This window comes from Nocardia sp. NPDC052316, from assembly GCF_044547795.1.
GTDB lineage: Bacteria > Actinomycetota > Actinomycetes > Mycobacteriales > Mycobacteriaceae > Nocardia.
This window is the reverse complement of sequence record NZ_JBIUBB010000004.1, coordinates 189,769-209,739: the sequence shown is the minus strand read 5'-3', so window position 1 is coordinate 209,739 and position 19,971 is coordinate 189,769. Positions and strand designations below refer to the sequence as shown.

Annotated in this window: 18 protein-coding genes; 7 read left to right on the top strand and 11 right to left on the bottom strand. The window is 68.0% G+C overall.

All coding sequences use genetic code 11. The annotated features are described in order from the left end of the window. Positions 1 to 256: 256 nt before the first annotated feature. The 5 genes from hflX to ACIHA7_RS19290 form a co-directional block, all read right to left on the bottom strand. The gene (hflX, locus tag ACIHA7_RS19310) at positions 257 to 1,714 is read right to left on the bottom strand and encodes a GTPase HflX (RefSeq protein WP_397293092.1); all 1,458 of its coding nucleotides are present in this window, start codon (positions 1,712 to 1,714) and stop codon (positions 257 to 259) included. A gap of 231 nt (positions 1,715 to 1,945) precedes the next feature. Then, the gene (gene dapF, locus ACIHA7_RS19305; RefSeq protein WP_397293091.1) at positions 1,946 to 2,842 is read right to left on the bottom strand and encodes a diaminopimelate epimerase; all 897 of its coding nucleotides are present in this window, start codon (positions 2,840 to 2,842) and stop codon (positions 1,946 to 1,948) included. Between the two features lie 33 nt (positions 2,843 to 2,875). Then, a complete protein-coding gene (locus ACIHA7_RS19300; RefSeq protein ID WP_397291232.1) occupies positions 2,876 to 3,712 on the bottom strand; it encodes a TrmH family RNA methyltransferase in 837 nt (278 codons plus the stop codon). Next, positions 3,709 to 4,641: a tRNA (adenosine(37)-N6)-dimethylallyltransferase MiaA gene (gene miaA, locus ACIHA7_RS19295; RefSeq protein ID WP_397291230.1), complete on the bottom strand. Its 933-nt coding sequence runs from the start codon at positions 4,639 to 4,641 to the stop codon at positions 3,709 to 3,711. The genes ACIHA7_RS19300 and miaA overlap by 4 nt, the downstream gene beginning before the upstream one ends. 67 nt (positions 4,642 to 4,708) lie before the next feature. Further along, positions 4,709 to 5,464: a hypothetical protein gene (locus ACIHA7_RS19290; RefSeq protein ID WP_397291228.1), complete on the bottom strand. Its 756-nt coding sequence runs from the start codon at positions 5,462 to 5,464 to the stop codon at positions 4,709 to 4,711. Between the two features lie 253 nt (positions 5,465 to 5,717). Here ACIHA7_RS19290 and ACIHA7_RS19285 point away from each other — a divergent pair, with 253 nt between their 5' ends. Continuing rightward, a complete protein-coding gene (locus ACIHA7_RS19285) occupies positions 5,718 to 7,079 on the top strand; it encodes a DUF349 domain-containing protein (protein WP_397291226.1) in 1,362 nt (453 codons plus the stop codon). 69 nt (positions 7,080 to 7,148) lie between these two features. Here the strand turns inward: ACIHA7_RS19285 and ACIHA7_RS19280 are convergent, their stop codons facing one another. Beyond that, the gene (locus tag ACIHA7_RS19280) at positions 7,149 to 7,724 is read right to left on the bottom strand and encodes a hypothetical protein (RefSeq protein ID WP_397291223.1); all 576 of its coding nucleotides are present in this window, start codon (positions 7,722 to 7,724) and stop codon (positions 7,149 to 7,151) included. Positions 7,725 to 8,033: 309 nt separating this feature from the next. After that, on the bottom strand, positions 8,034 to 9,593 hold the full coding sequence (gene miaB, locus ACIHA7_RS19275) for a tRNA (N6-isopentenyl adenosine(37)-C2)-methylthiotransferase MiaB (protein WP_397291221.1): 1,560 nt from the start codon (positions 9,591 to 9,593) through the stop codon (positions 8,034 to 8,036). Between the two features lie 371 nt (positions 9,594 to 9,964). Here miaB and ACIHA7_RS19270 point away from each other — a divergent pair, with 371 nt between their 5' ends. The 5 genes from ACIHA7_RS19270 to ACIHA7_RS19250 all read left to right on the top strand — a co-directional run bounded on the left by ACIHA7_RS19270 (position 9,965) and on the right by ACIHA7_RS19250 (position 15,673). Further along, positions 9,965 to 10,693, top strand: a complete 729-nt coding sequence (locus tag ACIHA7_RS19270) for an amino acid ABC transporter ATP-binding protein (protein ID WP_397293090.1) — start codon at positions 9,965 to 9,967, stop codon at positions 10,691 to 10,693. A gap of 92 nt (positions 10,694 to 10,785) precedes the next feature. Next, a complete protein-coding gene (locus tag ACIHA7_RS19265) occupies positions 10,786 to 11,622 on the top strand; it encodes a glutamate ABC transporter substrate-binding protein (protein WP_135232266.1) in 837 nt (278 codons plus the stop codon). 94 nt (positions 11,623 to 11,716) lie between these two features. Then, positions 11,717 to 12,397 carry an amino acid ABC transporter permease gene (locus ACIHA7_RS19260; protein ID WP_397291218.1) on the top strand — a complete coding sequence of 227 codons (681 nt, stop codon included), beginning with the start codon at positions 11,717 to 11,719 and terminating at the stop codon, positions 12,395 to 12,397. Further along, positions 12,394 to 13,284, top strand: a complete 891-nt coding sequence (locus ACIHA7_RS19255; RefSeq protein WP_397291215.1) for an amino acid ABC transporter permease — start codon at positions 12,394 to 12,396, stop codon at positions 13,282 to 13,284. The genes ACIHA7_RS19260 and ACIHA7_RS19255 overlap by 4 nt, the downstream gene beginning before the upstream one ends. Before the next feature lie 133 nt (positions 13,285 to 13,417). After that, positions 13,418 to 15,673, top strand: a complete 2,256-nt coding sequence (locus ACIHA7_RS19250) for a M20/M25/M40 family metallo-hydrolase (protein WP_397291213.1) — start codon at positions 13,418 to 13,420, stop codon at positions 15,671 to 15,673. Here ACIHA7_RS19250 and ACIHA7_RS19245 read toward each other — a convergent pair. Beyond that, the gene (locus ACIHA7_RS19245; RefSeq protein ID WP_397291210.1) at positions 15,668 to 16,522 is read right to left on the bottom strand and encodes a helix-turn-helix domain-containing protein; all 855 of its coding nucleotides are present in this window, start codon (positions 16,520 to 16,522) and stop codon (positions 15,668 to 15,670) included. The genes ACIHA7_RS19250 and ACIHA7_RS19245 overlap by 6 nt on opposite strands. Further along, a complete protein-coding gene (locus tag ACIHA7_RS19240; protein ID WP_397291208.1) occupies positions 16,503 to 17,021 on the bottom strand; it encodes a DUF6879 family protein in 519 nt (172 codons plus the stop codon). Before ACIHA7_RS19240 ends, ACIHA7_RS19245 begins: the two co-directional genes overlap by 20 nt. A gap of 550 nt (positions 17,022 to 17,571) precedes the next feature. Between ACIHA7_RS19240 and ACIHA7_RS19235 the strand changes: the two genes are divergently transcribed. Then, positions 17,572 to 17,901 (top strand): hypothetical protein, encoded by a 330-nt coding sequence (locus ACIHA7_RS19235; RefSeq protein ID WP_397291206.1) that lies wholly within the window; start codon positions 17,572 to 17,574, stop codon positions 17,899 to 17,901. Between the two features lie 63 nt (positions 17,902 to 17,964). Here the strand turns inward: ACIHA7_RS19235 and recX are convergent, their stop codons facing one another. Both recX and recA read right to left on the bottom strand, forming a co-directional pair. Further along, the gene (gene recX, locus ACIHA7_RS19230; protein WP_397291204.1) at positions 17,965 to 18,519 is read right to left on the bottom strand and encodes a recombination regulator RecX; all 555 of its coding nucleotides are present in this window, start codon (positions 18,517 to 18,519) and stop codon (positions 17,965 to 17,967) included. 343 nt (positions 18,520 to 18,862) lie between these two features. Continuing rightward, positions 18,863 to 19,906 (bottom strand): recombinase RecA, encoded by a 1,044-nt coding sequence (gene recA / locus ACIHA7_RS19225; protein ID WP_378725856.1) that lies wholly within the window; start codon positions 19,904 to 19,906, stop codon positions 18,863 to 18,865. Positions 19,907 to 19,971: the final 65 nt, after the last annotated feature.

Genomic DNA, 19,971 nt, shown 5'->3' with positions numbered 1-19,971 from the left:
ACCACGTATGCGCATGCCAGTTGGCCCGCCGACACGCACAGCGCGCCCAGCCTTCGACCAGCACCCACCGCTTCTCCTGCCGCGCAGAAACCGCCAGCAGTCACCGCCTGTCTCGGCTACGAACGGCACGGGAATGCACCTGACAGTCGGCCGGGAGCAGACCAAGGGTCACCGACGGGACCATGTGTGGAACGACGGTCCGCGCCACACATGGCTGCTTGCCTTCTGCGGCGCCTTCGTCTAGACCCGCGCGGGACTACTCCCCGACGTGCCCGTTGGTTTCCGGGGCGGCCGCGCCGCCGGCGTTGGCGAACTCGGAGAGAGCGGCGGCCAGAGAGTGGGGGACGCGGGCGTGGACTCGGGTGCCGCCCTCCTCGTGAGTGGAGTCGAGGATGCGGCCGTCGGCGTGGATGCGGGCGAGGAGGTCGCCGCGGCTATAGGGGACCACGACGCTGACCTCGACGTCGAGGCCGCCGAGCACTTCGGCCAGGCGATCGCGCAGGGTGTCGATGCCGAGACCGGTGTGTGCGGAGACGAAGGCGGCGTCGGGCAACTGGCCGCGCAGGCGGGTGAGCGCCATCGGGTCGAGTGCGTCGATCTTGTTGACCACCAGCAGTTCCGGCGGGGCCGGGGTGCCCTGCTCCTTGATCACGTCGGTGATCACCTCGCGGACCGCCTTGATCTGTTCGGCGGGCAGCGCGTCGGAACCGTCGACGACGTGCAGCAGCAGGTCGGCGCCGGTCACCTCCTCCAGCGTCGACCGGAACGCCTCGACCAGCTGGGTCGGCAGGTGCCGGACGAAACCGACGGTGTCGGTGAACACGACCTCGCGGCCGTCGTCGAGGTCGGCGCGGCGGGTGGTCGGATCCAGGGTGGCGAACAGCGCGTCCTGCACCAGCAGCCCGGCGCCGGTGAGCGCGTTCATCAGGCTGGACTTGCCCGCGTTGGTGTAGCCGACGATCGCCACCGACGGGATGCCGCTGGAGTTACGGCGGGCTCGCATGGTGTCGCGCGCGGTCTTCATCTCCCGGATCTCGCGGCGCAGCTTGGCCATGCGCTCACGGATGCGCCGTCGATCGGTCTCGATCTTGGTCTCACCGGGGCCACGCAGACCGACACCGCCGCCGTTGCCACCCGCACGACCACCGGCCTGCCGGGACATGGACTCACCCCAGCCGCGCAGTCGCGGCAGCATGTACTCCATCTGGGCTAGCGCGACCTGCGCCTTGCCCTCGCGGGAGGTGGCGTGCTGGGCGAAGATGTCCAGGATCAGCGCGGTCCGGTCGATCACCTTGACCTTGACGACCTTCTCCAGCGCGGTCAGCTGCGCGGGAGTCAGTTCACCGTCGCAGATCACGGTGTCGGCGCCGGTCTCCAGCACCACCGCACGCAGCTCGTCGGCCTTACCTGAGCCGATGTAGGTGGCCGGGTCCGGCTTGTCCCTGCGCTGGATGAGCCCTTCGAGTACTTCGGAGCCCGCGGTCTCGGCGAGCGCGGCCAGTTCGGTCATGCTCGCGTCGGCCTGCGCCGCGCTACCCGTGGTCCACACGCCGACCAGTACGACCCGTTCCAGGCGCAGCTGCCGGTACTCGACCTCGGTGATGTCGGTGAGTTCGGTGGACAGCCCGGCGACTCGGCGCAGCGAACTGCGCTCGTCGAGCTGCATCTCGCCCACGGTGGGGTCGGCGGCGGTCCAGCCGCCGGACCGCTTCATCCGCGCGGCGTGCTCGGCGACCACATCGCCGGTCTCGGCCTCGTCGGCCGACGCGTCGGTTGCGGCATCGTCGAGCTGGATGTCGTCATCGGCCGTCTCGGTGAAGTCGTCGGCCGGAGTGAATTCATAAACTTTGGATTTCGTCATACAAGACCCATGATCCCACGATGCACCGACATGGCGCATTCGGATATTCGGCACAGCGTGTTGGCACCGATCGCCTGCCGCGGGTCAGAGGTGCTGCCACCAACCCTCGGCGATCGTCCCCGAGGCCACCAGCACCGACGGGCCACGCAGCCAGGCACCACCGCCGGCGAACCCGACCGTGACCTCACCGCCGGGGACCCGAACGCGAACCTCCCCCGTATCCGAGGCGAGCTGGAATCCCTCCCGAACCAGCGCCGCCGCCGCAGCCGCGACGGTGCCTGTTCCGCAGGACCGTGTTTCGCCGACGCCGCGTTCGTACACCCGCATATCGACCGAGCGCTCGGCGTCCAGCGCGGTCAAGATCTCCACGTTGACGCCGTGCGGAAACAGATCCGGGTCGTAGCCGGGCGGCACCGTGAGATCCAGCTTGGCCAGACCATCTGCGGACAGCTCGGGGTCGACACACGCCAGATGCGGATTCCCGACGTCGATGCCGATGCCGGGGAACCCCCAGCCCGCGACGGTCGCGGTCGATTCACCGAGTTCCCGAACCGGCCCCATGTCGACGGTGACCATGTCCACCGTGACGTCCCCGTCGACCTCGGTGGCGGAATGCACCACGACCGGACGGCCGCCCGCGCGACTACCGACCACGAATTCCCGGCTGGCCTCCAAGCCCGAGGCCACCAGATAGTGCGCGAACACCCGCACACCGTTCCCGCACATCTCGGCGATCGAGCCGTCGGCATTGCGGTAGTCCATGAACCAATCCGCTGCACCCACCCCAGCGGGCAGCTCGTCGAGCACACCCGCCACACGCAACGCATCGGCTCGCGCCACCCGCAGCACACCGTCGGCACCCAAACCGCGCTGACGATCGCACAGTGCGCCGACCCGCTCGGCGGTCAGCTCCAGGCGAACGTCGAGGTCCGGCAGCACCACGAAATCGTTCTGGGTGCCGTGCCCCTTGGTGAACTCGATATCCGACACGTGCGTGCTCTCCCTACCTTGTCGTCACTTGGCAAACGTCCGGCGCTGCCGGGAAATTTCGTACAGCGCCACGGCGGCCGCCGAGGGCGCGCCGAGCGAGCTGGCGGTGCCGCCCATCGGAATGTGCACCATGTCGTCGCAGGCATCCTGCCAGGCGGCGCTCATCCCGGTGGTCTCGTTGCCGACGACGAGGATGGTGGCCTCGGTGAAGTCGTAGTCGTAGGCCGCGCGCGGCCCGTGCTCGTCGGTGCCGACGATCCGGGTCGGGATGCCGCGGCGCACCTGCCTGTCCCGGAACTCGAGAACCTGCGCGGCGCCGGCCGCGCGCAGCACCGGCATCGCGAACAGCGAGCCGGTGGACGCGCGCACGGCCTGCGGGTCGTACTGGTCGGCGCCGTGCCCGGTGACGATCACCCCGCTGGCGCCGAACGCGTCGGCCGACCGGATCAGCGTGCCGAGGTTGCCCGGCGAGTTCGGCCGGTCGAACACCACCACCACGGGTGCGTCCTCGCCGGGCTCCCCCGGTTCGAAGGTGTCCAGCTCCTGCTGGCGCGACACCGCGACGGCCACCAATTCCGGGATGCCGCCGACCTTTTCGCCGAGCTCGGCCATCAATTCCGGGACCAGGCCGACCTGTGGGACGTCGCTGGTGTCCAGTAGCTGCCTGGCCCAGCTGGACAGATCCGGGGTGCCGAGGCGGTAGAGCAGCGTCTCCAGCGGCCAGTCGTTGGCGACGGCCTGGGTGATCGGGCGCACGCCCTGCACCAGGAAGCGCCCGTCGCGGTGGCGTTTGGTCCGGTTGTTCAGGTAGGCCTGCCACACCTGGACCGAGGCATTGCGGGTGCTCACACGTCGGGTCACTGCGGAGTCCGTTCTTTCTCGTCGAGCAGAGCGAGCGCGGTCGCCACCAGATCGGCGGCGGCACCGTCCACCCAGCGCACCCGTGGGTCCCGCCGGAACCACGAGCGCTGCCGCCGAACATAGCGCCGGGTGCCGATCAGAGTGCGTTCTCGCGCGTGCGTCAAGTCGTATTCGTTGTCGAGGTACGCCAGGACTTGTGCGTAGCCGATGGCGCGCCGGGCGGTGACGCCCTCGCGCAGGCCATGGTCGATCAGCGCGCGTACTTCGTCGACCAGCCCGGCGGCGAACATCAACTCGGTCCGGCGTTCGATCCGCTCGTCCAGCTCGGCGGTCTCGCGGTCGACACCGATGATCACCGTGCCCCAGCGCGGCCTGCCGATCTCGGGTGCGGACGCGGCGAACGGCTGACCGGTGAGCTCGACCACCTCGAGTGCGCGCACCATGCGGCGGCCGTCGGTGGGCAGAATGGTGGCCGCCGCGGCGGGATCGGCCTGCCGCAACGCCGCGTGCACGGCGGCGACACCGCCCTCGGCGAGCACCGCCTCCCAGCGGGCCCGCACCGCCGGGTCGGTGGCCGGGAACTCCCACTTGTCCAGCAGCGCTTGCACATACATCATCGAGCCGCCGACGATGACCGGGACGCGACCGCGCGCCATGATCGCGGCCACGTCCGCGCTCGCCGCGGCCTGATAGGCGGCGACGGTCGCGGTTTCGGTCACGTCGAGCACATCGAGCTGGTGATGCGGGATGTCGCGCCGCTCGGCGACGGTGAGTTTCGCGGTGCCGACATCCATGCCGCGGTAGAGCTGCATCGCGTCGATGTTGACGATCTCGCCGCCGAGCCGTTCGGCCAGGTCGAGGCCGAGGTTCGACTTGCCGGTGGCGGTGGGGCCGACCACGGCGATCGGGGTGATGTCGGTATCGGTCACCACAGCACCCCAGCGACGCGTGGCTCGGCTGCACCGCTTCCCACGGGGCTCTGTCCATCACGAGCGCTCATGCGGACACCGTCCCGGCGGGTCGCCACAGACTCACCTGATATCCGACCCCGAACGGCGCGTCGCTGTACAGCGTCTCGACCATGGGATCAGTCTCGAACAACCCGGCCAGCATCTGATAGGCGGCCCGCCCGGACAGCACCAATTCCGCGCACAGCGCCGGATCCAGCGAGCGCAACGCACCCCGGTCCCCCGCGGCCAACGCGCGATCGAGTTCGTCCTGCACGGCGGCGGCCCGCTCGTCGAGGTAGCCGGGAGCCTGCAACGACAACGTCGCGGCACCGTCGGCCACCACGAGCACGCCGTGCTGCCCGGCGGAACCATTCAGCTCCGCCCGCAACTTCGCCCCGAGCTCGACGCAGCGGTGTTCCGGGGTATCGGCGGCGACGATCCGTACTTCCGCCTCGGCGGCCGGTGCCACCTGCTCCCGCAACCACCCAGCGATCAACACCGGCAGCGGAAGCTGAGCATCCGGTTCAGCCGCGGCGGTCGCGGAGAGCGCGACCCGGACGTCCGCGCCGAAGCCGCGAAACGTGCCGACCGTTTCCGGACCGAACACCTGGTCGGCGGCGCCGGTACCGAGCACTGTCCAGCGGTCTGACACCCGGGCGAGCGCGGTCGCGGCGGCGAGCACGGCGGCCCGCAGCACCGCCCGTGGATCCCCCGCATGACCGGGAACCGCGCTTGTCACACCACCGCAGAGCTCGGGCACCAAGATCGGCGGCGACGGGACCAGGGCGGCAATCGGGAACACGGGCTAACCGTAACCGTTGTGCGGGACACCGATACGCACCGCGGGTACCGCCCAGCTTCGAGTGTCTCTGCCGCAAAGCTGGCCGAGATTGCTACTGTTCGAGGAGCTACAACCCAGGTCATCAGGGGTTGCCATCCCTGTGATTGCGCCGAGTGAGGGCATGGGTTCATGGTCACAAGAGCTCGGACCGGGTTCAATGGGATGAGCTAGGGCGTAACCAGGCAGCCGTGACGCGCGGCAGGGACGAGGAGCTATGACCGACAGCAACGGAACCGCGAAAGCCAGCCCCGGCGCGATGCCGCGCTCTTCCGGTGCCCCGAAACCCGGCGGCTCGGTCCAGCCTCCCAAGCCGCACGCGACGCCGGGCCAGGCGCAGCACCCGCATCCCGTCGTGCCCACCGTCTCCGACCCCAGCGCCTGGGGCCGGGTCGACGAGGACGGCACCGCCTGGGTGAAGACCGCCGAGGGCGAACGTCAGGTCGGCTCCTGGCAGGCCGGTGACGCCGCGGAGGGGCTTGCCCACTTCGGCCGCCGCTTCGACGACCTGGCCACCGAGGTCGCGCTGCTGGAGGCGCGCCTTGCCGCCGGCGCGGATGCCCGCAAGACCAAGGCCGCCGCCGTAGCCCTAGCCGAATCGCTGCCCACCGCCGCCGTGATCGGCGATATCGACGGGCTGGCCAAGCGGCTCGCGGCGATCGCCGAACACTCCGAAGAGGCGGCCGCGCACGCCAAGGAGGAGAAGGACCGGGCGCGCCACGAGCACACCGAGCGCAAGGAAGCGCTGTGCGCCGAGGCCGAGAAGATCGCCGCCGAATCCACCCAGTGGAAGGCCGCGGGCGACCGGCTGCGCGAGATCCTCGACGAGTGGAAGTCGATCCGCGGGGTGGACCGCAAGGTCGACGACGCGCTGTGGAAGCGCTATTCCAAGGCCCGTGAGGCGTTCAACCGCAGGCGCGGCGCGCACTTCGCCGAGCTCGATCGGGAACGCGCGTCGGCTAAGACCCGCAAGGAAGAGCTGTGCGTGCGCGCCGAGGAGCTGTCCGGCTCGACCGACTGGGTCGGCACCGCGGGCATCTTCCGTGACCTGCTCGCCGAGTGGAAGGCCGCGGGCCGTGCGCCGCGCGAAGCCGACGAGGCCCTGTGGCGGCGCTTCAAGAGCGCGCAGGACGTGTTCTTCGCCGCCCGCAACGCCGCCGTCACCGAACGCGACGCCGAGTTCGACCAGAACGCGGCCGCCAAGGAAGAACTGCTGCAGGCCTACGAGCACATCGACCCGGCCAACGGCTTGGAAGCCGCCCGCGCCGCGCTGCGCGAGTTGCAGGACAAGTGGGACGCCATCGGCAAGGTGCCGCGCGAACGCATTCAGGAACTGGAAGGCAAGCTGCGCGCCATCGAGAAGCGGGTCCGCGACGCGGTCGACGCGCAGTGGCGCCGCACCGACCCGGAGGCGATGGCCCGCGCGGCCCAATTCCGGGAGCGGGTGGCGCAATTCGAGGAGCAGGCCGCCAAGGCCCAGGCCGCGGGCAAGGCGCGCGACGCGGAGAAGGCCCTCGAGCAAGCCAAGCAGTGGCGTGAATGGGCCGAAGCCGCCGAAGGCGCGGTCACCAACCTCTAGGTCGAGCTACGACTAAGAGAGGGCCGTCGGCATCGCGCTGACGGCCCTCTTGTCGTTATCCGAGTTCGATTACTCCCCGGTGAGACGGCGGCGGTCGCGTTCCTCGGCAGCGGCCGAGGCATTGCGGCGCTGCTCTTCGGCGGCCAGCTGCACGGCGGTGCGGCTCCAGACCACGCGAACCCAGTGGAAGGTCAGCACGATCGCGGCGATGGTGCCGAGGATCAGACCGATGGCGGGGCCGGCGCCGTGATAGTTGCCGATGCCGGGCGTCTGCCGGTGCCAGATGGAGAAGACGCCGAACACGCTGGTGATGGCGGTGCCCGCGACGGCGATCCAGGCGAGGAACCAGCGGCGCGTCATCAGCGCCAGCATCGAGAAACCGATGCCGAAGACCACGAGGAACCAGACGAAGATCCGCGACGGCAGGCCGATGTGCTCCAGCTGGGCAGCGTTGGTGCCGAGCAGCACGTCGAAACCGCGGGCGCCGCCCGCGTGCGGCAGCACCAGCGAGAACAGGAGCACGAACACCGCGCCGGCGACCACCATGGCGCGCACACCGGGGTCGATCTCCCCGGCGATGCGTCGCTCCACCGCGTCCAGTTCGTCGCGGAACTGCTCGAAGTTGCTGCTCTCGACCGAGTTCACTGAACCCTCGTTTCGTTCGGCTTGTTCGTGGTTCGCTGCACTGCCCGCGTCCACTGTGCCAGCATCGGGTTCGCTCGCCTCAGCCGACCCACTACCGCCGGTAGTAGGTTCCGCGCGCGCAGGTCGCTCGCCGCGTCCGGGCACCGGCTCCGCGCCACCCGCTACGCCACTTTCGTCGCCGGTCTTGTCGTTCACGCCGCCCCTTCGCTGACATTCCGTGCCGCCGCGCACGGTGCGCGACGGTGCCTGACTCGCTCGCTGTCGCGCACATCGTGTCCGGTGTGGCTATCACCGAGCAATCCGACTGGGCTACGACCCGCAGCCGGTCGAACAGCCCACGGCCGCAACCGGTTCCGGCGCGGGTGCGCCGATGCGGGGCAGTCCGAGGCCGACGCCGATGGGTTCGGTCTTCGGCGTCACGCCGCGTTCGTGCGCGTCACCGGCCGCGGTGCGCCGGTGCGACTTGATCGGCGCGTCGGCGATCAGGTGATGCGGCGCCGCCTCGGTGATGTCGACGGTCACGATATCGCCGGGTCGGATCGACTCGGGGGTACCGCCCGGCCGGAAATGCACCAGCCTGCCGTCGCGCGCCCGGCCGCTCATCCGCGCGGTGGCGGCGTTCTTCTTGCCCGCCCCGTCGGCGACGAGCAGCTCGACCTCGGTGCCGATGAGCGCCCGGTTCGCGTCGAGCGAGACTTCCTCCTGCAACGCGATGAGCCGCTCATAACGTTCCTGCACAACGGCTTTCGGCAGCTGATCGGGCAGGTCGGCGGCGGGGGTGCCAGGCCGCTTGGAGTACTGGAAGGTGAACGCGCTGGTGAAGCGGGCCTGCCGGACCACGTCCAGGGTCTCCTGGAAGTCCTCCTCGGTCTCCCCGGGGAACCCGACGATGATGTCGGTGGTGATCGCCGCGTGCGGCATCGCGGCCCGCACCTTCTCGATGATCCCCAGGTAACGGGTCTTGCGGTAGGAGCGGCGCATGGCCTTGAGCACCTTGTCCGAGCCGGACTGCAGCGGCATGTGCAGCTGCGGGCAGATGTTCGGGGTCTCGGCCATCGCCTCGATGACGTCGTCGGTAAACTCGGCCGGGTGCGGGGAGGTGAAGCGCACGCGCTCCAAGCCGTCGATGCTGCCGCACGCGCGCAACAGCTTGGCAAACGCGCCGCGGTCGCGCGCTTCGTCCGGGTCGGCGAACGAGGCGCCGTAGGAGTTCACGTTCTGCCCGAGCAGCGTCACCTCGAGCACGCCCTGGTCGACCAGCGCCTGCACCTCGGCGAGTACGTCACCGGGGCGGCGGTCGACCTCTTTGCCGCGCAGCGCGGGCACGATGCAGAACGTGCAGGTGTTGTTGCACCCCACCGAGATCGACACCCAGCCCGCGTACGCCGACTCGCGCTTGGCGGGCAGGCTCGACGGGAACGCCTCCAGCGACTCCAGGATCTCCACCTGCGCCTCGGCGTTGTGCCTGGCCCGCTCCAGCAGCACCGGCAGCGAGCCGATGTTGTGCGTGCCGAACACCACGTCCACCCACGGCGCTTTGCGCACTACGGTGCCGCGGTCCTTCTGCGCCAGGCAGCCGCCGACGGCGATCTGCATGCCGGGCTGGTCGGCCTTGATCGAGGCCAGGTGGCCGAGGGTGCCGTAGAGCTTGTTGTCGGCGTTCTCGCGCACCGCGCAGGTGTTGAGCACGACGAGGTCGGCCGTCGCCCCCGGCGCGGCCTTCACGTACCCCGCGTCCTCCAGCAGCCCGGACAGGCGCTCGGAGTCGTGCACGTTCATCTGGCAGCCGAAGGTGCGGACCTCGTAGCTGCGCAGGCCCTCTGTGGGCGGTTGGGCGGGTGCCAACACTGCCTGTCCGATCGAATCCACGCGTCCAGGGTACGGGCAGGCCCGAATCGGACGACGTTCGGGCGACCCAAATTTCGGGGGCATCGGCACATTTTTTAACGGCACGTTTTTTGCTGGCACGGTCGCTCGGGGCCTAACGGCGCTAACACCTTCTGATCAGGCACGCTACGCCTCCCACCGCCCCTACTCGGGGCCCGAAGATCCCTACTCGGACGAACCGGGCACCCGGGTTAACACGGCGTGTCGCCCCGGCGTGGCGGAACGGTGTGTCGCCGAAACTCGGGCAAATCCGGATTTTGCCTTTAAGGTCTTGGACCATGACCGACGACGCCGCCGCGCCCGATACGACCGGGAACGCTTCAACCGGGGACGCCAGCGCCGCCAGCGTGCCGATGATCTCGATGCGCAACGTGCAAAAGCACTTCGGTGAACTGCACGTACTGCGCGATATCGACCTGGAAGTCCCCAAAGGACAGGTAGTCATTGTTCTCGGGCCTTCGGGTTCCGGGAAGTCGACGCTGTGCCGCACCATCAACCGCCTCGAACCCATCGACTCCGGAGACATCGCCATCGACGGTGTCCCGCTCCCTGCCGAAGGCCGCGGCCTCGCCGCGCTACGCGCCGACGTCGGCATGGTTTTCCAATCGTTCAACCTGTTCGCGCACAAGACGATCGTCGAGAACGTGATGCTCGCGCCGATCAAGGTCCGCAAGATCAAGAAAGAAGCGGCGCGCAAGCACGCCATGGAACTGCTCGACCGGGTCGGCATCGCCAACCAGGCCGACAAGTACCCGGCCCAGCTGTCCGGTGGACAGCAGCAGCGCGTCGCCATCGCCCGCGCCCTGGCGATGAGCCCGAAGGTAATGCTGTTCGACGAGCCGACCTCCGCGCTGGACCCCGAAATGGTCCAGGAGGTGCTCGACGTGATGGTCTCGCTGGCCAAGGACGGGATGACCATGCTGGTCGTCACCCACGAGATGGGCTTCGCCCGTCGCGCGGGTAACCGCGTCCTGTTCATGGCCGACGGCCAGGTGGTCGAGGACGCCGAACCCGAGGTGTTCTTCACCGCGCCGAAGTCCGACCGTGCCAAGGACTTCCTCGGCAAGATTCTGACCCACTGAAACGTAGAGAACGACCGCTGGCCCGTGCCGAACAGATGGACGGCCTAGTCCAAACGTCCACGGCCAGCAAACCCATGAGAGAAGGAAACTCGATGAGGATCAACCGTGCCCTGCGACTCGGTGTCGGTGCGATCGCACTGACACTCGCCGCCGCGACCGCCACCGCGTGTGGCGGCGGTGAGACCAAGTCCGCCCTGGATAACGCCAAGGACGGCAAGCTCACCATCGGCATCAAGTTCGACCAGCCCGGCCTCGGCCTGCGCAACAAGGACGGCTCCTACAGCGGCTTCGACGTCGAGATCGGCAAGCTGGTCGCGGAGAAGCTCGGCGTGAAGGCCGACGGCATCACCTGGAAGGAATCGCCGTCCGGCCAGCGCGAGACGCTGATCGAGAACGGTCAGGTCGACTACATCGTGGCCACCTACTCGATCAACGACGCCCGCAAGCAGAAGGTCGACTTCGGCGGCCCGTACTACATCGCGGGCCAGTCGCTGCTGGTGCGCGCCGACAACACCGACATCACCGGACCGGACAGCCTCAAGGGCAAGAAGGTCTGCTCGGTGAAGGGCTCCACGCCCGCGCAGAACATCGAGAAGAACTTCAAGGACACCCAGCTGCAGACCAACGACACCTACTCGCTGTGCCTCGAGGGCCTGCGCGCGGGTTCGTGGGACGCGGTGACCACCGATGACATCATCCTGGCCGGTTACGCCGCCCAGAGCACCGGTGCATTCAAGGTCGTCGGCAAGCCGTTCACCACGGAGAACTACGGCATCGGCCTGAAGAAGGGCGACAAGGAGCTGCGCGACAAGGTGAACGACGCGATCGAGGCGATCATCGCCGACGGTTCCTGGAAGAAGGCGTTCGACTCGACCGTCGGTATCTCCGGGTACCAGGCGCCGGAGCCGCCGAAGGTCAACCGGTACTGAGTTCTTCCCGCGCACGGGTGGCCTGACCGCGCGGTTGGGCCACCCGCCGCACATCCCCTGAAAATCGAGACCCGATGGGAGGGACACGTTCGCCGTGTTCGACCTGATCTCGAGGTATGACGATCAAATCCTCGACGCCTTCTGGGTGACCATCAAACTGACCGTTCTGTCCGCGGTCGGTGCGCTGATCCTGGGCACTTTCGTCGCCGCGCTGCGCGTGTCCCCAGTACCGATCGCCCGTGCGGTCGGCACCGCCTACGTCACCATTTTCCGTAATACTCCGCTCACCCTGATCATCATCTTCATGTCGCTCGGCCTGTACACCACAATGGGCTGGAAACTTGCCGGTGATGGACCGAACTCCGTTGCGGACAACAACTTCCGCTACGCCATCCTCGGATTCAGCATCTACACCGGCGCTTTCGTCTGTGAGTCGCTGCGGTCCGGCATCAATACCGTGGCGATGGGGCAGTCGGAGGCGGGCCGCTCCCTCGGCCTGACCTTCGCCCAGAACCTGCGATTGATCGTGCTGCCACAGGCCTTCCGGGCGGTCATCGCCCCGATGGGCAGCGTGCTGATCGCACTGACCAAGAACACCACCATCGCCTCCGCCATCGGCGTAGTCGAAGCCGCCACCCTGATGGCGAACATCAACGAGAACGAGGCAGCGGTGGTTGCCGTGGGTGCCATCTTCGCGCTCGGCTTCGTCATCCTGACCCTGCCGACCGGGCTGCTCTTCGGCTGGCTCGCCAAACGATTCGAGGTGGCCCGATGACCACTGCGCCTTCGGTTCTCTTCGATGCGCCCGGCCCCAAAGGTCGTATCCGGCACCACATCTACTCGGTTGTCGTCGTCGCCGCCGTCGCGGCATTCCTCTGGGTGCTCTACAGCGGCTTCGCCGACAAGGGTCAGTTCACGGCGGAGAAGTGGAAGCCGTTCGTCGACCTCGAGGTCTGGGAGACCTACCTGCTCCCAGGCCTGAAGGGCACGGTCGTCGCCGCACTGCTCTCGATCGTGTTCGCTCTGCTGATCGGCATGATCTTCGGCATCCTGCGGCTGTCCGAGCATCGCATCGTGCGCTGGGTGGCCGGCGCGGTCGTCGAGGTCTCGCGGGCCATCCCCGTGCTGATCTTGATGATCTTCCTGTTCGCCCTGTTCTCGCAGAACAAGGTGTTCAAGGTCGACGACCTGGCGCTGGCCGCCGTGGTGATCGCACTGACCGTCTACAACGGATCGGTCATCGCCGAGATCGTCCGCGCGGGCATCCTTTCGCTGCCCAAGGGACAGACCGAGGCGGCGGTCGCGCTCGGCATGCGCAAGAACCAGCTGATGCGGTTGATCCTGCTGCCGCAGGCGATCACCGCCATGCTGCCCGCGCTGGTCTCGCAGATGGTTGTCGCGCTGAAGGACTCGGCGCTCGGCTACCAGATCACCTACACCGAGATCGTGCGCTCCGGCCAGCAACTCGGTGCGGCAGAACAGAACACGGTGCCTTCGCTGATCGTGATCGCCATCGTCATGATCGTCCTGAACAGCGCGTTGACCATCTTCGCGACCAAGCTGGAGAAGAAGTTGCGCTCCCGCAAGAAGGGCAAGGCGGTCGTCACGGCCGACTCGATCATCACCGATGCCGCGCCCGGGATGGATCTCACCAAGAAGTAACTGTTCGAACGCAACGCGATACGGCGGTGCGCTGGATGCGGTAACCCGCTCCGGTGCACCGCCGTTCGCGTTCCGGGTTACCGCGGGGTGGTGCGCAGCCACCTAGTCGGATAGGCCGACTACCATCGCGTTCGTGCGAGTAGGGCTGCGGATTTCTGGATTGCTGGCGTTTGCTGTCCTGCTCGCCGTGGTGGTGCTGACGGCGTGGGAGCAGCAGCCGCGGGAGCATCGGCCTGCGTCGGCGCCCGCGGATGTCTTCAGTGCTGAGCGGGCGTTTCGGGTGGTCGAGGAGATCGCGCGACGGCCGCATCCGAGCGGCACGGCCGAGCACGCTCGGGTGCGCGACCATCTCGTGGCGGAACTGCGGAATCTCGGGTTGGAGACCGAACTCCGAGAAGGGGTCGGCAAGTATCCGACCGCGCTCCAGCGCGACGTGCTCGGAATGGGGCGGGTCGCCAATATCGTTGCCCGGCTGCCCGGCACGAACTCGACGGGAACCGTTTTCCTGACGGCGCACTACGATTCCGTCGCCTCGGGGCCCGGCGCGAACGATGACGGGGTCGGCGTGGCGGCGGTGCTGGAGGATGTTCGCGCGTTGCGCGCGAGTGGCGCCGCATTGCGCAACGACGTGGTGGTGCTGCTGACCGATGCCGAGGAGATCGGCCTGCTCGGCGCGGAGGCGTTCGTCACCGCGGGCCAGGACGGTCGCGACACCGGCGTGGTGATCAATCACGAGGCGCGCGGTGCGGGCGGCCCGGTGTTGTTGTGGCGCACCACCCATCCCGACGGGGCGCTGATCCGCGCCGTTCAGCGGGTCGCGCCTGCTCCGAATACCGACTCACTGTCCACCACGCTGGCCGGTGCGCAGACCTCGAGCAATACCGACTTCGCCGCCTTCGAGCCGGGCGGACTACGGGTGCTGGACTGGGCCTTCGCCGGTCGCAGCGCCTACTACCACAGCCCCGTCGACGATCCGGCCCACGTGGATCTGGCGACGGTGCAGCAGATGGGCGACAACAGCCTCGCGCTGGCCCGGGAGTTCGGCGACAAGGACCTCACCGCCACCGACGACACCGATCGCGCGTTCTTCCAGCTGCCGTTCGGCGTGCTGGTGGTGCTGCCGTTCTGGGTGATCATCGCGTTCGCCGTGGCCACCGTCCTCGCCGTCGCCTGGCTCTGCAGGCACCTCCGGCGGGGCGAGGAGACCAGTCTGCGACGGATATTCGGGGCCGCCGCAACGATTTTGGTCGCGGCGCCGCTCGCGACCGGCGCGGTGTACGGGCTGTGGGAAGTGGTGAAGATCGTTCGGCCGGAGTACCGCCCACTGTTCGTCGACCCGTACCGGCCCGAGTTCTATTACGTGGCGATTCTCGTGCTCTCCGTCGCGGTACTTGCCCTCTGGTACGTGATAGCGCGGCGGCTGTTCGGTGCCGTGGCCGCCGCGGCCGGACTGCTGTGCTGCCTGGCCATACTCGCGCTGGCGCTCGCGATCCTCGCCCCCGCGACCGCGCACGTATTGGTTGTGCCGACCTTCGCCGCATCGGTAGGGGTGGCGGTGACCGGCGCATTACCGCAGCGGTGGCGGTTGCCGGTCTTGACCGTCTGTCTGGTGCCCGCGGCGATATTCCTCGGCAGCGCAACGTGGCCCGTGCTGCAAACCGGCATCACGACGGCCCCGTTCCTGGTCGCGCCCGCGGTGGTGCTGCTCGGTGGTCTGCTCATGCTGACCCTCACTGAGAGCTGGCCCGACCGGCACGGCTGGGTGATCCCGTCGACCGCGGCCGTGCTCGCCGTCGCCCTGGCGGCCGCGGGCCTGGCGGTGGACCGCTTCGATGACACCCATCCGATGTCGTCCCAGCTCGTCTACGCGCTCGACGCCGACCGGAACGAGGCGCGCTGGCTGTCCCGCGAATCCCCCGATCGTTGGACCCGCGATCTCGTCGACACCACCGCACCCGGCGAGCGGTTCGCCCGGCTCTGGCCCACCGTCGTCGCGAGCGGCCCGGCACCGGCCGAGTCGCTCTCCCCGCCGACCGCCGAAATCCTGTCCGATACCACCGAATCGGGACAACGCACGGTCCACCTGCGCTTGCGCTCCACCCGCGGTGCCACCAGCATCGCCCTGCGGTACGACACCACGCCCATGTCGATGCGGGTCGCCGGCCGCGAGGTGAGTCCGCTACCGAAGACAGGCTTCCAGTTCCACGCACCCGGCCCCGACGGCGTCGACGTGCACCTGGTCGTGCCCGCCGGTCCCCTGCCGCTGCAGCTGGTCGACTACACGTGGCTCCCCGACTCGGGCCTCCAGTCCTACCGAAAGCCCCCGAACGACATCTACTTCCGGCAGGACAGCGTCGGCGCCGTCTTCGTCACCATCCCTGGGCTATGAGTCCAACTCGCTGAGCACCTGCAAGATGAGACCGCGCGCGTCCCGACCATAGACGGCCGCGCCTTTGAGCACCTCGAACATGCGCGCGTAGAGGGCGCACTCAGCGGGTTGGGTGACTTGAATACCGGCGGTCGGTGTCTCGAGCGCGACCATGGCGTCGTCGAATATCCAGAATCCGGTGGAGCCGACGGCTTCCCGTTCGGTCATCAGCGGGATGATGCCGAGCGAGATGTTGGGCATCGACATCAGCTCCAGCAGTCGGCCCAGTTGCCCCGCTTGCACGTCCGCCGTGCCGAACCAGGTGCGTAGCGCCTGCTCCTCGAGCACGGCCACGAATCTCTTTCCGCCACGGTGCAGTACGCGCTGGCGTTCCATCCGCACCGCCACCGCCTCGTCGAGGTCGTTGGGTGTGTCGAGAAAGCGGATCCAGAACGACAGCATGGCGGCGGTGTACTCCGCGGTCTGGAACAGACCGGGGATGACGTTGTGCTCGTAGATCCGGAATACCTTCGTCGCTTGGTAGCGCTCGGGTGTGTGGGCACCGAGGACGCGCTTCATGCCCGCCCGGCTCTGCCGCCGGTATTCGAGGTAGGCCGAGTCGACCGCGCGCAGCGTCGCGACCAAGTCGAGCTCCTGATCGACGGCGGCGCAGACTCGGCACCAGGCCCGGATGTCCCGATCGGTCGGGAACTGAACGCCGTTCTCTATCTTGGACACCCGGGTGAAGTGCTGGCCGGTCTCCGCGCCCAGCTGCCGGATGGTGATCCCCGCGGCTTTGCGGATTTCCCGCAGCCGATTGCCGAGCGCCCGTCGGGCCTCCTGCGCGGAACTAGCTGGGCCGGTAGTCACGGTGCGGTATGGACAGCCGCCAGACGGCCTCGAAGGCGGTGCGGCAGAGCTGAATATCGTGCGGATCGCGCGAGGTGACCTGGTCGGTGGCCACGCCGCTGCCCGCGTAGTGGAGGAAGATCACGAGTCGGTTGTCGAGCAGGTAGAAGTCGTTGCCGGGGATGGCCACCGAGGACATCAGTCGCCGAGGCACCCAGCGGATATCCTCGCCGGCCTCCACCATCGGGGCCGCGATGCTGTTGGACCAGCGCTGGTACTCGCTCAGTGGTTCCGACACGATTCTGGCCCGGCGGACCGAGCGGCCTGCGGCCACATGGTCGCGGACCGTATCGCACCAGCCTTGTAGCCAGGCCAGATCATCGAGCTCCCCGGCTGCCCACTGTGCGAGGTGTGGTAGCTCGGCCGTCGTTCGATAGGTATCCCGCGTCTCCAAATGCACTGACTCGACAACGAACTCGCCTAGTAGCCGCTCGAACTCTTCATAGACTATCGATGCCACGGTCTCCCTTCCTGAAGAACTGAATCATCCTGTCGGGGATCTCCACACAGGTCTCACCCTGCGGGATGTTCATGTGGGCAAGAGCCTCGGGGTCGGTTACTACCCATCCCTGCACAATCCACGAATCTCGGTCGGTGCGATACACCGTGGGCGAACCGTTCGGATTCGAGCCCGGATCTTCGCCGATAAAAGTCAGACGCATCGTTGACCCCTTGTCATGGGATGTTGCGAACTGTTGCCCCGAGCCCGTCGATTGTCCCGCTCCGCGTGACCGGGGGTCAAGCGCCGGTCAGCGGGTGAATACGCGTGTGGTGCAGTGAAATCCGACCGGAGGTTCGTTTCTCCCACCGGCACCGATCGCAAAGCCCGCAACTTTTCGCAACATGCTATCGCTGTGGCACTGGCCACTTCTAACCTCGGATGTTGCACGCATGATCAGCCACCTACGAGAGGGCAACTGGGGATGTGGGGACGGCCTACCGCGATCGGCTATCTGCGCCGCGATGTGTCGGGAGTGTCGCAGGTGTGGGACGAGACGCAGATTCGCAGCGTGGCAAGGAGACTCGGGTACGAGCTGGCCAAGATCGTGGTGTTCGGCCCGCAGACCGGCAATCCGGTGGCGCAGTTGCTCGACACCATCGAACGGGTGGGCGCGGACGCCGTGGTGATGCCGACCCTGCACCATCTGGCGGACGAGCTGGACGCGGTGGTGCGGGTGTGCGACGTGATCACGGTGCATCCGGAGAACACCTACGCCCGGTGGGCGCTGCCGTCGAACAGGTGGCCGGCGCCCGCAACCGATGACATTGCGGCAAGGGGGCTTACTGATGGCCGGAGGCCCGAGCGATCGCACCATGACGGTTTCGGACGCCCGGAGTGAGGTCGAAGCTCGACTTCGGGTGTCCTGGCCGAACCCGACACAGAGGACGGCTCGTCGCCACGACTAGTCCTGGTCGGTGCCGATGTCCTCGGTATCGAACTCCGCTTGGGCCAGTTCGGCTTTGACGACGGTGAAGGCGGTGGCTTGGTTGTAGCCGCGGCGGGCGAGCATGCCGACGAGGCGGCGGATCGTCTTGTCGCGGTCGAGACCGGACGGGATGCTGCGGAGTTTGCGGCGGACGAGTTCGCGGGCGCGGGATTCTTCGTCGTCGGAGCTGATGGCGTCCAGGGCGGGGGCGGCGTCTTCCTGGGTCACGCCTTTGCGCCGGAGTTCCAGGGCCAGCGCTTGTTTGCCCTTGCCGGAGTAGATGTGCCGGGCGTGTACCCACTGTTCGGCGAAGGCGGCGTCGTCGATGAGCCCGACCTCGGTGAGCCGGTCGAGGGCGCGGTCGGTGATCTCCGGGGCGTAGCCCTTGGTCGCCAGGCGCTGCGCGAGTTCGGCGCGGCTGCGGGCGCGGACGGCGAGCAGGCGAAGACACGCCTCTTTCGCCTGCTCAACCGTCCCGCCTGGCGGGTCCAGCTCCGAAGAGCGGGTACCCCGCTCGGATCCGGCCGCCACCGGATCCGCCCATCGGCCTTCGGCATGTTCGGAATCAGCCGAGTGGGAGTCTGTGCGCCGGGACGATTTTCGTCGTCCGCGGCCGGACCCAGCCGAACGCGCCCGCTGCGGATCGGACGCGCTCGGCCGAGTTCCCATAGTGTCCGATTCGGCCGAACCACCTTCAGCCGACCGGACTCGTCCGGGGTCCTGTTCGCCGGGCCGAGATCCAGCAGGATCGGTGGCGGCACCGGAGGCGGACAGGAGTTCGTGAAGTCGGCGCCGCATCTCCTGCACCGGCTCGGACCGCGACTCATCGGGCGCGGTCCGGCGCGGTTGGGGCGAGCGTCGACCGTTCATCGGATCAGAAATCGGCGGGGACCTCGGTGCCCGCGTCCGCGGTCACGTCGGCGCCGATGCCGAGCTTCTCCTTGATCTTCTTCTCGATCTCGTCGCGGATGTCGGTGTTCTCCAGCAGGAACTTGCGGGCGTTCTCCTTGCCCTGGCCGAGCTGGTCGCCCTCGTAGGTGTACCAGGAGCCGGACTTGCGCACGAAGCCGTGCTCGACACCCATGTCGATGAGCGAGCCCTCCTTGGAGATGCCCTGGCCGTAGAGAATGTCGAACTCGGCCTGCTTGAACGGCGGGCTGACCTTGTTCTTCACGACCTTCACCCGGGTACGGTTGCCGACCGCGTCGGTGCCGTCCTTGAGCGTCTCGATGCGGCGCACGTCGAGGCGGACCGAGGCGTAGAACTTCAACGCCTTACCGCCCGTGGTGGTCTCGGGCGAACCGAACATCACGCCGATCTTCTCGCGCAACTGGTTGATGAAGATGGCGGTGGTGTTGGAGTTGCTCAGCGCACCGGTCATCTTGCGCAGCGCCTGGCTCATCAGCCGGGCCTGCAGACCGACGTGGCTGTCGCCCATCTCGCCCTCGATCTCGGCGCGCGGCACCAGCGCGGCCACCGAGTCGATGACGATGATGTCGATGGCGCCGGAGCGCACCAGCATGTCCGCGATCTCCAGCGCCTGCTCACCGGTGTCGGGCTGCGAGACGAGCAGCGCGTCGGTATCGACACCCAGCTTCTTCGCGTAATCCGGGTCGAGCGCGTGCTCGGCGTCGATGAACGCGGCGACACCGCCCGCGGCCTGCGCATTGGCCACCGCGTGCAGCGCGACGGTGGTCTTACCCGAGGATTCCGGGCCGTAGACCTCGACGATGCGGCCACGCGGCAGGCCGCCGATGCCGAGCGCGACGTCCAACGAGATGGACCCGGTCGGGATCACCGCGAGGGGCTGACGTACCTCGTCACCGAGACGCATGACCGCGCCCTTACCGAAGTTCTTCTCGACCTGAGCAAGCGCGAGTTCGAGAGCCTTGTCGCGGTCGTACGCCTGTGGTGCCATGTCTTGATCCCCTTTTCGACGGGTAAGTCTCGTTCTGTGGTTGGCGCCAACATTAGAGGGCGGCA